Annotated in this window: 11 protein-coding genes and 1 tRNA gene; 6 read left to right on the top strand and 6 right to left on the bottom strand. The window is 54.8% G+C overall.

Annotation, left to right across the window (positions count from 1 at the left end; translation table 11 throughout):
* The first annotated feature begins 52 nt into the window (after nucleotides 1–52).
* From JF44_RS0104825 to JF44_RS0104815, 3 genes are all read left to right on the top strand, one after another.
* On the top strand, nucleotides 53–985 hold the full coding sequence (locus JF44_RS0104825) for an ROK family protein (RefSeq protein WP_033067943.1): 933 nt from the start codon (nucleotides 53–55) through the stop codon (nucleotides 983–985).
* 1 nt (nucleotide 986) lies between these two features.
* Nucleotides 987–1,697, top strand: a complete 711-nt coding sequence (locus JF44_RS0104820) for a copper homeostasis protein CutC (RefSeq protein WP_033067817.1) — start codon at nucleotides 987–989, stop codon at nucleotides 1,695–1,697.
* 342 nt (nucleotides 1,698–2,039) lie between these two features.
* On the top strand, nucleotides 2,040–3,029 hold the full coding sequence (locus JF44_RS0104815) for a GGDEF domain-containing protein (protein WP_052065448.1): 990 nt from the start codon (nucleotides 2,040–2,042) through the stop codon (nucleotides 3,027–3,029).
* A gap of 292 nt (nucleotides 3,030–3,321) precedes the next feature.
* Here JF44_RS0104815 and JF44_RS0104810 read toward each other — a convergent pair.
* From JF44_RS0104810 to JF44_RS0104790, 5 genes are all read right to left on the bottom strand, one after another.
* Nucleotides 3,322–3,396 (bottom strand) — tRNA-Gln (locus tag JF44_RS0104810).
* A 75-nt stretch (nucleotides 3,397–3,471) separates the two neighbouring features.
* Nucleotides 3,472–4,404 carry a 4-(cytidine 5'-diphospho)-2-C-methyl-D-erythritol kinase gene (locus JF44_RS0104805; RefSeq protein ID WP_033067816.1) on the bottom strand — a complete coding sequence of 311 codons (933 nt, stop codon included), beginning with the start codon at nucleotides 4,402–4,404 and terminating at the stop codon, nucleotides 3,472–3,474.
* Between the two features lie 20 nt (nucleotides 4,405–4,424).
* Nucleotides 4,425–6,140, bottom strand: a complete 1,716-nt coding sequence (locus tag JF44_RS0104800; protein ID WP_033067815.1) for a tetratricopeptide repeat protein — start codon at nucleotides 6,138–6,140, stop codon at nucleotides 4,425–4,427.
* A 194-nt stretch (nucleotides 6,141–6,334) separates the two neighbouring features.
* Complete coding sequence (locus JF44_RS0104795) at nucleotides 6,335–6,958, bottom strand: DJ-1/PfpI family protein (protein ID WP_033067814.1); 624 nt, start codon at nucleotides 6,956–6,958, stop codon at nucleotides 6,335–6,337.
* 160 nt (nucleotides 6,959–7,118) lie between these two features.
* A complete protein-coding gene (locus JF44_RS0104790; RefSeq protein ID WP_033067813.1) occupies nucleotides 7,119–8,756 on the bottom strand; it encodes an electron transfer flavoprotein-ubiquinone oxidoreductase in 1,638 nt (545 codons plus the stop codon).
* Between the two features lie 274 nt (nucleotides 8,757–9,030).
* Here JF44_RS0104790 and JF44_RS0104785 point away from each other — a divergent pair, with 274 nt between their 5' ends.
* The 3 genes from JF44_RS0104785 to JF44_RS0104775 all read left to right on the top strand — a co-directional run bounded on the left by JF44_RS0104785 (nucleotide 9,031) and on the right by JF44_RS0104775 (nucleotide 12,301).
* Complete coding sequence (locus JF44_RS0104785; protein WP_033067812.1) at nucleotides 9,031–9,903, top strand: uracil-DNA glycosylase; 873 nt, start codon at nucleotides 9,031–9,033, stop codon at nucleotides 9,901–9,903.
* A 314-nt stretch (nucleotides 9,904–10,217) separates the two neighbouring features.
* A complete protein-coding gene (locus JF44_RS0104780) occupies nucleotides 10,218–11,990 on the top strand; it encodes a lytic transglycosylase domain-containing protein (protein ID WP_238318371.1) in 1,773 nt (590 codons plus the stop codon).
* Between the two features lie 11 nt (nucleotides 11,991–12,001).
* Nucleotides 12,002–12,301: a hypothetical protein gene (locus JF44_RS0104775; RefSeq protein ID WP_033067811.1), complete on the top strand. Its 300-nt coding sequence runs from the start codon at nucleotides 12,002–12,004 to the stop codon at nucleotides 12,299–12,301.
* A 26-nt stretch (nucleotides 12,302–12,327) separates the two neighbouring features.
* On the opposite strand, the gene JF44_RS0104770 is transcribed toward JF44_RS0104775, so the two are convergent.
* Nucleotides 12,328–13,050: a tetratricopeptide repeat protein gene (locus JF44_RS0104770; protein ID WP_033067810.1), complete on the bottom strand. Its 723-nt coding sequence runs from the start codon at nucleotides 13,048–13,050 to the stop codon at nucleotides 12,328–12,330.
* Nucleotides 13,051–13,071: the final 21 nt, after the last annotated feature.

Raw genomic sequence — 13,071 nt, 5'->3', positions numbered from 1 at the left:
TGGGGCATGCTTCCTGTTGTATCCCCATATCAATCTGGATGATGGGGGAAGCATGCAATATGCATTTGATATAGGTGGCTCGAAGATCGAATTCGGGGTGTTTAGTGATGCGGGGGATATCCTGCTTCATAGCAAGTCACCGACGCCACGTGACAACCGCGATGCATTTATTGCGGCTCTTTCCGATGCTGTTTCTGATGCCGACAGCGAATTTGGTGAACGTCCTGATATCGGGATCAGTTTTGCCGGTGGGCTTGATCCGCAAACCGGTGCGATCATCACCGCCAATGTTCCGGCCATCAAGGGATGGAAATTAGGTGCTGAACTTTCAGCCATTCTGGGACGCAGGGTTCTGGTTGAAAATGATGCCGATTGCTTTGCTTTGGCCGAAGCAATAAGCGGCGCGGCCAAGGGGGTGCGAACCGTTTTTGCCATTATTCTGGGCACCGGTGTTGGTGGCGGGATTGTTTATGATGGCCAGTTCCCGGGCGGGTGCAGCGGTATTCGTGGTGAGTGGGGACATGGCAACGATGTCACCGGCACCCTGATCCGAAACGGATTGGCACCGGTGCCCTGTGGCTGCGGATTGACCGGTTGTCTTGATGCCTGGGGCGGGGCACGCGGGCTTGAGCATATCCATGCACAGATCAGCGGCAATCGCGTCACAAGCTTTGATGTCACCGATGCCTGGCGGGCAGGTGATGCATTGGCAAAACGGTCGATTGATATTTACAGCGAACTGGTCGCCCGTGAGCTTGCCCTGATGGTCAATGTGCTTGATCCCGATTGTATCCCTGTCGGGGGTGGAATCGCATCCGAAGGTTTGCTGATTGCCCAAATTGATGCGTTGGTGCGTGACCGTGCCCTGGGGCGGTATGATGCGCCGCTTGTGATTCCCGGGGCGCATGCCCGGGATGGCGGGTTGCGCGGCGCGGCGATGTTGCATCAGATGGCATCGCAAAAGTTGCTTGGGCGGATGCATTAATATGGCGGGACCTTTGCTTGAAGTCTGTGTCGAAAGTTTTGACGATGCGGTTCGTGCGGTTGCGGCAGGGGCCGGGCGGATTGAATATTGTTCGGCGCTGGCACTTGGCGGATTGACCCCCAGTCCGGGGGCGCTGGCGCGCATGCGTGATATCAATGCCCCCTGCATGGTGATGGTCCGCCCACGACCCGGGGATTTCCAGTATAGTCAAAGTGAACTTGAAATCATGAAGCGCGAGATCGCAATTGCACGTGATCATGGTGCCGCAGGCGTGGTTTTTGGCGTTGCTGACAAGGCCGGGGGACTGGATGTCAACGCAATGCGGGGGCTCCTTGCCGCAAGTTGCGGGTTGCAGACAACCTTGCACCGGGTGTTTGATGCGGTGCCCGATCAGTTCATTGCACTTGAGCAGGCTATTGATCTTGGGTTTGACCGTATCCTGACCAGTGGCGGTGCGCAAAATGCGCTGTGCGGTGCCCGGAAAACTGCCGACCTGATTGCCCGTGCAAAACAGCGCATCGGAATATTGCCGGGTGCCGGTGTGACCTCTGAAAACGCTGGAAAGATTCTTGAGGTCACAGGTGCGGCGGAATTGCATGCATCGTGCAAGATGGCCAATCATGGGGTATCTGACGATCCTGACCGTGTTGCTGTCGATGCGGATCAGGTCCGTGCCTTGTGCCGGGCGATGCAAGGCGGCAGATGCCGGTGATGTGTGATGAGCTGGTGCGTGCAACCGATGATGTCACAGAAGAAGAAGTCACGCGCGCGGGCTCAGCTTAAGGCATCTGTCTGATCAGAGGCCGGTGCCGTTTCTTTTTGTCCATGTTGCAGCGTGGTCGTGGAGTGGGTTAAAGGGGGCTGAACAGGTGGTGCAAAATTCGGCTTCTTCTTGATATTATTGCACTATGCCTTTGTATGTGATGCGTTTAATATTCACGTATTGCACTTCTGGAATATTGTTTTGCACCACCATAAATTTGTGTGACCGTCCCAAGCTGCCCAATGGTGGAAAGGGGATGAGTGTTCCACATATCGGGAAACGAGAAACATTATGACGATCGCGTTTGAGACTGCCCTCCAGCTTGATCTTTTAAAAAGCTTCGAGCTTCGTGTTGAAGCGATTTTAAAGCTGGGGATCGAGCAGTTTGGACTGCCGGTCGGGATTTTCAGTGCGATCAGTGCCGAGAATTATGAAATTCGTCAGGTGTTTCATCCCGAAAACGTGCTTACAGCGGGAATGAACTTTTCCCTTGAGGAAACCTTTTGCCGTCACGTGATCTCGGCAAACGACGTTATTGGCATCCATGATATTGATGACAGCGACCTTGGGCCGGATGGCGCAGCCGAGAAACTGGGTTTTGCTGCCTATCTTGGCGCGCCGGTTCAGGTAGATGGAGAATGTGTGGGAACCTTGGCATTTGCAAGCCCGGCACCCGTGGCAGCGTTTAGCACGCATAACAAGGAACTGCTGCGGCTTTTTGCTGATTCGCTTGGTCAGGCGCTTGCACATATTCGTGATCACCGCGAACTTCTGCGCCTGGCGACGACCGATCCCGTGACCGGCCTTTACAATCGCGGTTACATGGAGCAACTGCTGCGCCGCGAGTTGGAGCGATCCAATCGTTACGATGGTCCGGTTGTTATCGGTCTGGTGGATTTTGACAATCTCAAGATGCTCAATGACAACTTTGGTTATGACGCGGGTGATGCTGCATTGAAACTGTTTGCCAAGGTGGCATCGGAAATCATGCGTGAAACCGATGTTATCGCCCGTTGGGGGGATAAGGAATTTCTAGTCCTGATGCCCGAAACCGGTGCCGCTGGTGCATTGAATTATCTGCAGCGATTGACCGACCGTGTGCGCGGAGCCGATTTCCATGCGGGCGATAGTGATCTGCGTCTGGCACTAAGTGTCGGGCTTGGCATTGCCGAGCAGGGCGATAAACTTCCCGATCTGATCGGGCGGGCAAATGTCGCAATGCACGAGTCAAAGCAAGCAGGACAAGATACCATTCGCATGAGCAATCAGGATAATTTCTGACCTTTAATTTCCGGATTTTAAATTCTGGGTGTTTTGGATCGATTTTGTATCGGGCCGAAATGCTCGGTCGTTTGTCGTTCTGATCGCGCTTCAAACTAAACAGAACAGGCTCGGAGGTGAGGGCTGCGAAACGTGTTGGGGCGCTTGTTTGACGAACAGGTGACCTGACGGCGGTGCTAAAAAACCGATGCTGCCAGTCGCAATGTTTTGCCTGTTTACCTGCTGATATTTCGCACGGAAAACCGGGCCAAAAAGAAAACCGCTTTGAGGAAAACCTCAAAGCGGTTTGTCTTGGCTGGGGCGGTAGGATTCGAACCTACGATACACGATACCAAAAACCGATGCCTTACCACTTGGCCACGCCCCATCAGCGTGCGTGGCGCGGAAAATAGCGCCCCCGTGACAAGAGTGCAACCCTCTATTTGAAGGTTTTTTATTCAATTCACAGGTCGGGGAAAGATGCGCCGATATTAGCTTGTTCGCGGGCCCGCTGACTTTGGATTTTTGTTGCGGTGACCCACCAGTCAGTACTGTGTTCGGCAATGGCGTTTGCCGCGCGCTCAGCCTGCTCTGTGGTGTCGTAAATGCCAAAACAGGTTGCCCCGCTGCCCGACATTCTGGCAAGCAAGCACCCCTCTTCGCGGGCAAGGGCGTTGAGCACATCGCAAATTTCCGGAAGAATGCCGCTGGCAGGCAATGTCAGGTCGTTCCCGCAATCGGAAAGGGCATCGGCAAGGGACGCACCACTTTCAAACACACGATCGGTTTGCCACTGGCCAGATGCGCTGAAGCCTTCTGTGTCACGGGCTTTGAAAATCTCGGGCGTTGAAACCGCCTTGCCGGGATTGATCAGCACCATGGGAATAGGGGGAAGATCAGGCAGTTCTGTGATTTCTTCGCCAATCCCTGACATCAGGCAAGTCTTGCCATGCAGACACACCGGCACATCAGCGCCAAGCGATAGCGCGATGCGCAAAACTGTCTTGTCATCAAGCTCAAGTTGCCACATCTCGCAGAGCAACCGGATCGCAGCGGCCGCATCCGCAGACCCGCCACCAATGCCCGAAGCAATCGGCAGCCGTTTGTCCAAAATCAGATCCGCGCCGAGATTTGTGGTGCTTTCGTTCTGTAAAAGGCGGGCGGCGCGCATGACAAGGTTGTTGTCCGTATCATCAAGCGCAAGCCCTGCGGCCATCGGCCCGGTGATCGCAAGCGTGATTTTGCCATCATCGCGGATTTCGCCGCTCAGCACGTCGCCAACGCCTGCAAAGCAGACAAGGCTTTCAAGTTCGTGATAACCGTCATCGCGTTTGCCGGTGACATGCAAGAACAGGTTGATCTTGGCCGGGGCCTGCTGGCGATAGATCGCAGACATGGTGTTTCTTCCCAAGGGTGTCAGTTCACGACAATCGGGGCTGTGCTTGGTACCTGACCATTGATTTTGGCCTCTACGGTCGTGCGCAGTTCTTCGGTTGGATTAAACGACAGGGCGCGATGCCACTGGAAACGGGCTTCGTGATAGCGCCCGATCTGCCAATAGGCATCACCAAGGTGGTCGTTGATTGTCGGGTCATCAGGTTTCAGTTCGACCGCTTTTTCAAGCTGCTCAACCGCATCATCGAACCGGCCAAGTTTATAGTAAACCCAACCAAGACTATCGACGATATAGCCGTCATCCGGCTGCAATTCGACGGCGCGTTTGAGCATGTCTTCGGCCTGATCGAAATTCATGCCCATATCCACCCAGCTATAGCCAAGGTAATTGAGGACATAGGGCTGTTCCGGTTCGATTTCGAGCGCCTGAAGAAAATCAGCTTCGGCCTTGTTCCACTCGCCGGCACGTTCGTGTGCGATGCCACGACGATAGAGCAGCCGCCACCCGACCTGTGTTTTGCCGCCAAGGCGTTCAATCGCCTTGTCATAGGCATCGGCCGCAGGGGTATAATCCTGCTGAATGCGCAGAACATCACCAAGCTGGATCAGGGCATCCGGGCGGTCTGTGCGCTCATTCACCATGCCTTTGAGGATATCAATCGCATCGTCTGCACGGCCAATCTGTTCAAGGCTTGTGGCACTGCGCAGACGCGCATTCCAACTGTGAGGTGAGGACGCCGGGATCGAACCATAAACCTCGATCGCAGTTTCAAAGCGATTCTGGATTTCCATGACTTCACCGACCAGAAGGCGGGTAATGTCATCTTCCGGGCGCAGAGACATGGAATAACGCGCCATCAACAAGGCCGGATCAACTGCATTTTCCTGACTAAGCAGGGTGGCGATATCCAGATACGCTTCTGCCAGCCCCTCTGCCGGGGTCAACATGGTTGCCAATGGCGGTTCACCGCGTTCCAGTCGATCAAGATGGAAGGGCATGGCAAGCGACTGTGGATGCCGGTCCATATAGCTTGCATAAAGAAGGGCTGCTTTTTGAACCTGCCCTTTGCGTTCATAGACGGCGCCAAGTGCCTCTGCTGCGCGCAAGGGGGCATCGGCCGGGTCGCCATAGGCGCTGGCCAAGGCACGTTCCGCACCTTCGAAGTCTTCAAAATAGGCCAGGATCAAGCCACGGTGATATTCCGAAAGCGGGTTAAGCGCCCCATTTCCCTGCATACCATCAAGGGCGGTCATGGCCTGTGAACGCAAATCCAGACCGGCATAAAGCCAGGCCTTTGCCAGCGGCGAAATCAGGGCGTTAATACCCCGTTCGGGCAGTTTTGCGACGACATCAAGTGCATCCTGATAGCGGCCGTGGCGAATGGCATCATCCATGACCGTCAGGGCAGCAAACAGGTCTTCTTCATTTTCGGATTGAAGTTCCTTGGCGATATCGACGGCATCACTGATGCGTCCGGCACTGATCAGCGCAAGAAACGCGCGCCGTCGCAATTCGGCATTGTCGGGATCAAGCTGATGGGCGCGCAAAAGATACTGTGCGGCATAGTCCGACTGGCTTTCGAGCTGTGCTGCCTTGCCTGCAAGGAAATTACCGGAAAACCCGTTGGATTGCGGATATTCGAAGACTGCATCCTTTGTGCCTTGCGGCATCGTGCCACAGGCGGAAAGTGCAATGGCCGTCATCGGGATGAGGAGTTGTAACAGTTTACGTTTCAAAGGCTTGTCCTACGTCCGCAATTCGGGTTCGGTGGTGCCAACGACCCGGCAACACCATAGTGAATTTCGGCTTTAGCCTACTCAGTCGGCAATTATAAGGCAAAGCATTTGCAACACTGTGTCGCGCAGAGGGGCGGTTGATCGTCATGTATGTCCCGCAAAGTGCGGAAACCCGCGGAAAGCGGGTGTTGGCGCTAGCAATAAAGTGGGCGTTTGGCCGGAACATCAAGCTGTTTACCAATGATCTCGCGCGCTTGCCGGCCAAATTGTGATCGTTGACCGACCGGCGCAACCGTTTCAAGAACGGCCATTGCCTTTTCCATCCCGACGGTTTTGGCAAGGAACCAGCCCGCCAAATAGCTAGATGACAGGCAGCCACCACTGGTGACGATATTGCCCTGGGCAACCAATGGCCGGTCTTCAATGACGGTGTTGGTACGTGCCAGCATGGGCCGTGTTTTGCTATCCGTCGTGATTGTTGCAGGCAGAAGCCCCAGACGATACAGGAACAAAACGCCCGAGCATTGCGCACCGATTAGTTGGCGGGATGGATCAAGCGACAAGTTCTGCATGATATCGCCATTGTCGATATGATCCCGGGTATAAATACCACTTCCAAGCAGAACCGCATCGGCATCCTGGGCAAAGGACAGTGGTTTTTGCGCTGAAACGCAAACGCCATTCATCGATGTGACGGTTTCACCCGGTGCCGTGATTTCAGCACGAATACCGTCTGCCTTCGCACGATTGAGGATGGACAGGGCGACGAAACTGTCAATTTCGTTAAAGCCATCAAGTGTCACGATTGCAATTTTCATTTCAACCCGGCCAGCGCTTGAAAAAGGGCAGGTATTGAACGCGCAGACTGAGATTTAAACAAGAGAAATCTTGCATAGATCGTTGGGCTTTGCCAATCATCAGACCAAAAGAAAAAGGCCCGAAAACTGCGGACCTTTTGTCTGAGGAAAGCTGAAAATCTTACATGTTCGGGTAGTTTGGCCCACCGCCGCCTTCGGGCACGACCCAGACGATGTTTTGTGTCGGGTCCTTGATGTCGCAGGTTTTGCAATGCACGCAGTTCTGGGCATTGATCTGCAGTCGGCTGTTGCCGGTTTCCTCGTCCTCAACAAATTCATATACCCCGGCCGGGCAGAACCGTGCTTCGGGTCCGTCATAGACCGCAAGGTTTGTGTTAACCGGGACACTGTCATCCTTGAGCGTCAGGTGGATCGGCTGATCCTCGCCATGGTTGGTGTTTGACAGGAAGACCGAAGACAATTTGTCGAAGCTGATCACGCCATCCGGTTTCGGATAGTCGATCTTGGGCATTTCGGACGCCGGTTTAAGGCAGGAATGGTCTTCGTGGTTTTTAAATGTCCACGGTGCCTTGCCACCAAACAGATATGTATCAACCGCACTATAGGCCATGCCACCCCAGAAGCCCCATTTGGCAAAGCTTGGGCGGATGTTGCGCACCTTGTGCAGTTCCGGATAGACCCAACTGTCTTTCAGGCGCTGCGGATAGCTGTCCATCTGTGCCGGGACTTCATCCTTGGTCAGGGCTTCGAATGCTGCCTCAGCTGCCAGCATGCCGGTCTTCATCGCGGTGTGCGATCCCTTGATCTTGGGCACGTTCATAAAGCCGGCCGAACATCCGATCAGGCAGCCGCCCGGGAACACAAGGTCGGGGATCGACTGAAAACCACCTTCGTTCAGCGCACGTGCACCATAGGAAATACGACGACCGTTTTCGAAAATCTTGCGGACTTTCGGATGGGTTTTGAAGCGCTGGAATTCATCAAACGGGCTAAGGTGCGGGTTTTCGTAATCAAGCCCGATGACAAAACCGACAACCACCTGATTGTTATCAAGATGATACAGGAACGACCCGCCATAGGTGTCCTTGGTCAGCGGCCAGCCAATGGTGTGCTGGATTAGGCCTTCTTTATGGACTTCGGGATCGACTTCCCAAAGTTCCTTGATGCCGATGCCATAGGTCTGCGGATCGGAATTCTTGCGCAGATCAAATTTCTTGATGAGCTGTTCGGACAGCGAGCCACGGCACCCTTCGGCAAAGAAGGTGTATTTGGCATGCAGTTCCATGCCCGGTTCGTGGTTCGGGCCCGGCGTGCCATCACGGGTCAAGCCCATGTCACCGGTGGCAATGCCCTTGACCGATCCGTCGTCGTTAAACAGGACCTCGGCGGCGGCAAAGCCGGGATATACCTCAACCCCTAGCGCCTCGGCCTGCTCACCAAGCCAGCGGCAGACATTGCCAAGACTGACAATATAGTTGCCCTTGTTGTGCATCTGCGGCGGGGTCGGGAGCTTTTTCGCACCGGTTTCGCTTAGCATCATGAACTGGTCTTCGCCTGCGGGCACGTTCAAGGGGGCGCCGCGTTCTTTCCAGTCCGGGAAAAGCTCGTTCATGGAGCGTGGCTCCATCACCGCACCCGACAGGGTATGTGCGCCGACTTCAGAGCCTTTTTCGACCACACAGACGGTGATCTCTTTTTCCTGTTCCTGGGCGAGTTGCATCAGCTTGATGGCCGCGGACAATCCGGATACACCGGCGCCAACAACGACCACGTCAAATTCCATGGATTCCCGTTCCATTTGGCCTCTCTCCTTGGGCCGATCACCGTGCCGAACTGTTTCCGTTCGTTGGTCAAAGGCCTTTTATTCACCGATCAGAGTCTCGCCCAAGCCCTGATTTCTCAAATTTGTCTCAATGGATAAAGCTATACCGGTCATGAGATCGATTGACAATCCATTGTCATAACCAGCGTCGCGTTTGTACTCTGGCACAAAGGACCCATAATCGTATAAGTTCTTCCAACGCAGTGTCCGCGACCCTGATTGCGGTGCAACATACATCGTCTTTGTCGAGATGAGCAAACCAATTACAGATTTTGACGCACATACGCTTGACCCGTTCGAGGCCCTTGTCTGGCAATATGAAATGGGTGTGGACGAGGCCATTGCCGACGAGCCGCTTGACCGTTTCAAGGCCTCGGAAAGCCTGAGTCGGAACGCGGCAAGCCGTCCGGGATTTGCGCCGTCGCCGCGCCCGAATGCAGCGCAAGCACGGCCATCTGTTGCCGGTGGCGCGCTACCGGCAGCGGCACCGGGCAGGGACGGCGGGTTTCTGCTTTCCGATACACCACATGAAGCACGGCAATCCGCACGCGATGCGGCGGCAGCGGCAAGCAGTCTTGATGAGCTGAAAGCAGCAATCGAAAAGTTTGATGGTTGTGCGCTTAAAAAATCAGCCAGCAATACGGTTTTTGGTGCGGGCAATGTTGAGGCGAATCTGGTTCTGGTCGGGGAAGCACCCGGCGCGGAAGAGGACCGGCAGGGCGCCCCTTTCGTCGGGCCAAGTGGCAAGCTGCTTGATGCGATGCTGCGCTCTATCGGATTGGCGCGTGAAGAAGTCTATATCACCAATATTCTGCCCTGGCGTCCGCCGGGGAACCGTCAACCGACAACCGCCGAAGTTGCGGTGTGTGAGCCGTTCATTCGACGTCATCTTGAATTGATCGGACCAAAGGTTGTTGTGTGTCTTGGCGGCAGTTCAGCCAAAACACTGATGGAAGAGGACCGGGGGGTGACGCGCCTGCGTGGCACGTGGAAGGAACTTGCGTTCGCAGACGGTTCGAAAGCGGATATTACGGCAATGTTCCACCCGGCCTATCTTCTCAGAACGCCGGAACAAAAACGCCTTGCCTGGCGTGATCTTCGGGCAATCTCCGCAAAGCTTTAAGGAATTGGCGATAAACGGGCTGTATGCATGGGTGATATGCATGCGCCCGGAGTAGGTGCATGCCTTCGCGCCAAGTGATTGATTCCAGATAAATGATTTCGCGGTTTGGGTGTTTTCTGCTATATAAAAGCCCGTTGCACCGGGGGGAACACCGCAGGCAACGGGTTGCGAGACCAAACTGCTTCGGGATAGATACGCGGCTTACACAAAAAGCCTCGTTGGGGATATTGATTTTGATCGAAGCAATAAGAACACGCCTGCCGGGTGTGAAAAGCACCATAAGGCAGGGACTCTTTTTCGCGTTAATTGGCACCATGGCACTCGTGGGAGCTGTTGTACCTGCTGCCGCTGGCACGCAGGAACAGGCCGCGCTGAGCAATCCTGTGCTGGACGATGCGCTTTCGACCTTGATCCCCAAGCCCCTTTCAGATCGTGATGCCGAACTTTACGAACAAATTTTTGCCGTTCAGGAACAAGGTCGCTGGAAAGATGCCGATCGGCTGATTTCGCGTCTGTCCGACGAGGTGCTGATGGGCCATGTCATGGCGCAGCGTTATCTGCACCCGACGGCCTATCGGTCACGTTACAAGGAACTGAAAGCCTGGCTGGCAAGCTATGCCGATCATCCGCAGGCGCCGCGCATATACAAACTTGCGCTGAAACGTCGCGGTTCTGCCAGTTATCCAAAGAAACCGGTTGGAAGTTATGTTTCCGGGGCCGGGTACGACTATGAAGATATCAGGCCCTATTATCACAAGTCTTCCAAGAAGCTTTCTGCCAGCCAGCGGTCGCGTGTATCGATCTTAAAGCGCCGTATCCGTCACCGGATCGGCAGTGGTTGGCCGACCGGTGCGCTGGAGGTCCTTAACAGTGATGAAGCACAGCGCCTGTTTGACGCCTATGAACAGGACCACGCCAAGGCCGCGATTGCATCGGGGTATTATTTCTTTGGCAAACCGGATCTTGCATTGAAACATGCGGCGAGCGCAGCAAAGCGTTCGGGAAAATATTTGCCGCAGGCACATTGGACTGCGGGCCTGACCGCGTGGCGTCTGGACAAAATGGATGAGTCACACGCCCATTTCGCAGCACTAAGCATCAATGAGTACGCATCAAGCTGGACTCGTACTGCCGGGGCGTTTTGGGCCGCACGTATTGATCTTGCCGCCGGGCGTTTTGACGATGCTGATAAAATGCTCAACCGGGCGGCGGAATATCCGCGCTCGTTCTATGGGCAGTTGGCAATGCGTGCTCTTGGGCGCGACGATGTGTTTGACTGGGACAGTCTTGAGCTTGATGAAAATCGGGCCAATAAATTGAAGCTTGATCCGCATGGTCGCCGGTCCCTTGCGTTGTTGCAGGTCGGTCAGCGTGATGAAGCCGAACGTGAATTGCGCAAAGCTGCGGCAAAGGATGACGATTCGCTTCGTCGTGCCATTCTTGCACTGACCGATACGGCGAATTTTGCGTCCTTGACCATGCGGCTGGGCAGCTATATCGCGCAAAAGACCGGCGATGTATTTGTTAATGCGCTCTACCCGGTGCCGCCTTGGGCCCCGGAAGGTGGTTATGAAGTTGACCGGGCTTTGATTTATGCGTTCATGCGTCAGGAATCCGGGTTTAATACCGATGCGCGCAGTCATGCCGGTGCCCGTGGTCTGATGCAATTGATGCCCGCAACCGCAAGCTATATGGGCAATACGCGCTATCGCGGTGCCAAGCGCGCAGAGCTTTATCAGCCGGAAATCAACCTGTCGCTTGGGCAGAAATATGTTGATCATCTTTTGGCGCAGAACGGGGTTGATAATGGCTTCCTGCAGTTGATGGCGGCCTACAACGGCGGGATTGGTAACCTTGGGCGTTGGCAGAAGGCGCTGAAGGATAATGTCGATCCGCTGTATTTCATTGAAAGCATACCGTCGCGCGAAACCCGTTTGTTCATTGAACGCGTAATGGCCAATCTGTGGATGTATCGTTCGCGGTTTGGGCAGGAAACACCGTCGCTTGATTTGTTGGCGGCAGGTGAATGGCCAACCTATCAGCCACAGGATCAGGATACTGATCGTGCCCTGACCGTTCAGCGTTAGAACTGCTGAGCATGACGGGCAAAAACGCCGACAGTGCGTATAGCACTCCCGAAACCGGGCCTCAAAGCCATAAGGACCGCAACCCTGATCAGGGAACGGTCCTTGATCGCATCAAGATGCCGCCGATGAGCGGTGAGGAAGCCCTGCGCCGGTTTGACGAAGACAGGGTATCGGCCACGGGGACGGACCGCGCAGAAAGGCAAAGTGATCTGGCCGGGCTGCATCCGGTTATGAAGCTGGTTGCGCTGGGGGGCACATTGTTGCTGATTGTCACGGTGTTGCTGGGAACGCTTTATTTGTTTGCAGGTTAATCGTTAGGCCAGTCACGCAGCAGGTTTTATCCTGCGGTGTCATCATCCTGCATTGTGGATTGTAGATCTTTGATTTCGCCTGCGGTGGCATTGCCAAGCGGATCGTCACTTGGAAGGTCGCCATAAAGGTCACGCAACACCCGAAGCGCCTGATCCGTATTCCCGGTTTGTTTAAGCATCATGCCATAATAGTAGCGGGCCAACAGGTGATTGGGCATTTGTCCCAAGGCATGCAAAACGAGATCGCGTGACGTGCTGTCGATCTGGCCGTCCTGGGCTGTGATCCGGGTGTCGGCATATTCAATTGCCAAAAGCGGGTTTTGCCCCGACAGGGCATAGGCCTGGGCAAAGGCAGCAACCGCACGTTCAATATTGCCCAGTCGAAGTGATCCACGTGCCAGTGCCACCCACCCCTGCAGGTTGCGTGGATTAACCTCCAGTGACAGGACAATCTGGTTCAATAGGCGTTTGATTTGACGGTCAGACTTGAAGTCCGGGTCTGTGACATTGCCGGCAACGGCTGCTGCTGCGGCCAGATTGCGTTCCCCCGCACGATCCGCATATGGTCTGGACGGCAACATCGGATTGCCAAGGACCGCATAAAGACCCAATGCCGAGATCACCGGCAGGGCGGCAAACGTCACGCGCCGCGCCCGTGATCCTTTGCCGTTACCCAGAGTTTTGGGTAGGCTGGCATAGATCGCCGCGCCAACCAATACAGCCAGAACAGACAAACCAACCCAGATCATGCGAAACCTCCGCCAGGTTGA

Source organism: Thalassospira australica, assembly GCF_000763295.1.
Taxonomy (GTDB): Bacteria; Pseudomonadota; Alphaproteobacteria; order Rhodospirillales; family Thalassospiraceae; genus Thalassospira; species Thalassospira australica.
Note: the sequence above shows the minus strand (reverse complement) of the source record. Positions and strands in the feature narration are given on the sequence as shown.

Excerpts from the sequence above, each read along its gene's own strand:
- JF44_RS0104825 (WP_033067943.1), top strand. The coding sequence starts at position 53 with ATGCAATATGCATTTGATATAGGTGGCTCGAAGATCGAATTCGGGGTG.
- JF44_RS0104820 (WP_033067817.1), top strand. The coding sequence starts at position 987 with ATGGCGGGACCTTTGCTTGAAGTCTGTGTCGAAAGTTTTGACGATGCG.
- JF44_RS0104815 (WP_052065448.1), top strand. The coding sequence starts at position 2,040 with ATGACGATCGCGTTTGAGACTGCCCTCCAGCTTGATCTTTTAAAAAGC.
- JF44_RS0104805 (WP_033067816.1), bottom strand. The coding sequence starts at position 4,404 with ATGTCTGCGATCTATCGCCAGCAGGCCCCGGCCAAGATCAACCTGTTC.
- JF44_RS0104795 (WP_033067814.1), bottom strand. The coding sequence starts at position 6,958 with ATGAAAATTGCAATCGTGACACTTGATGGCTTTAACGAAATTGACAGT.
- JF44_RS0104790 (WP_033067813.1), bottom strand. The coding sequence starts at position 8,756 with ATGGAACGGGAATCCATGGAATTTGACGTGGTCGTTGTTGGCGCCGGT.
- JF44_RS0104785 (WP_033067812.1), top strand. The coding sequence starts at position 9,031 with ATGAGCAAACCAATTACAGATTTTGACGCACATACGCTTGACCCGTTC.
- JF44_RS0104780 (WP_238318371.1), top strand. The coding sequence starts at position 10,218 with ATGGCACTCGTGGGAGCTGTTGTACCTGCTGCCGCTGGCACGCAGGAA.
- JF44_RS0104775 (WP_033067811.1), top strand. The coding sequence starts at position 12,002 with ATGACGGGCAAAAACGCCGACAGTGCGTATAGCACTCCCGAAACCGGG.
- JF44_RS0104770 (WP_033067810.1), bottom strand. The coding sequence starts at position 13,050 with ATGATCTGGGTTGGTTTGTCTGTTCTGGCTGTATTGGTTGGCGCGGCG.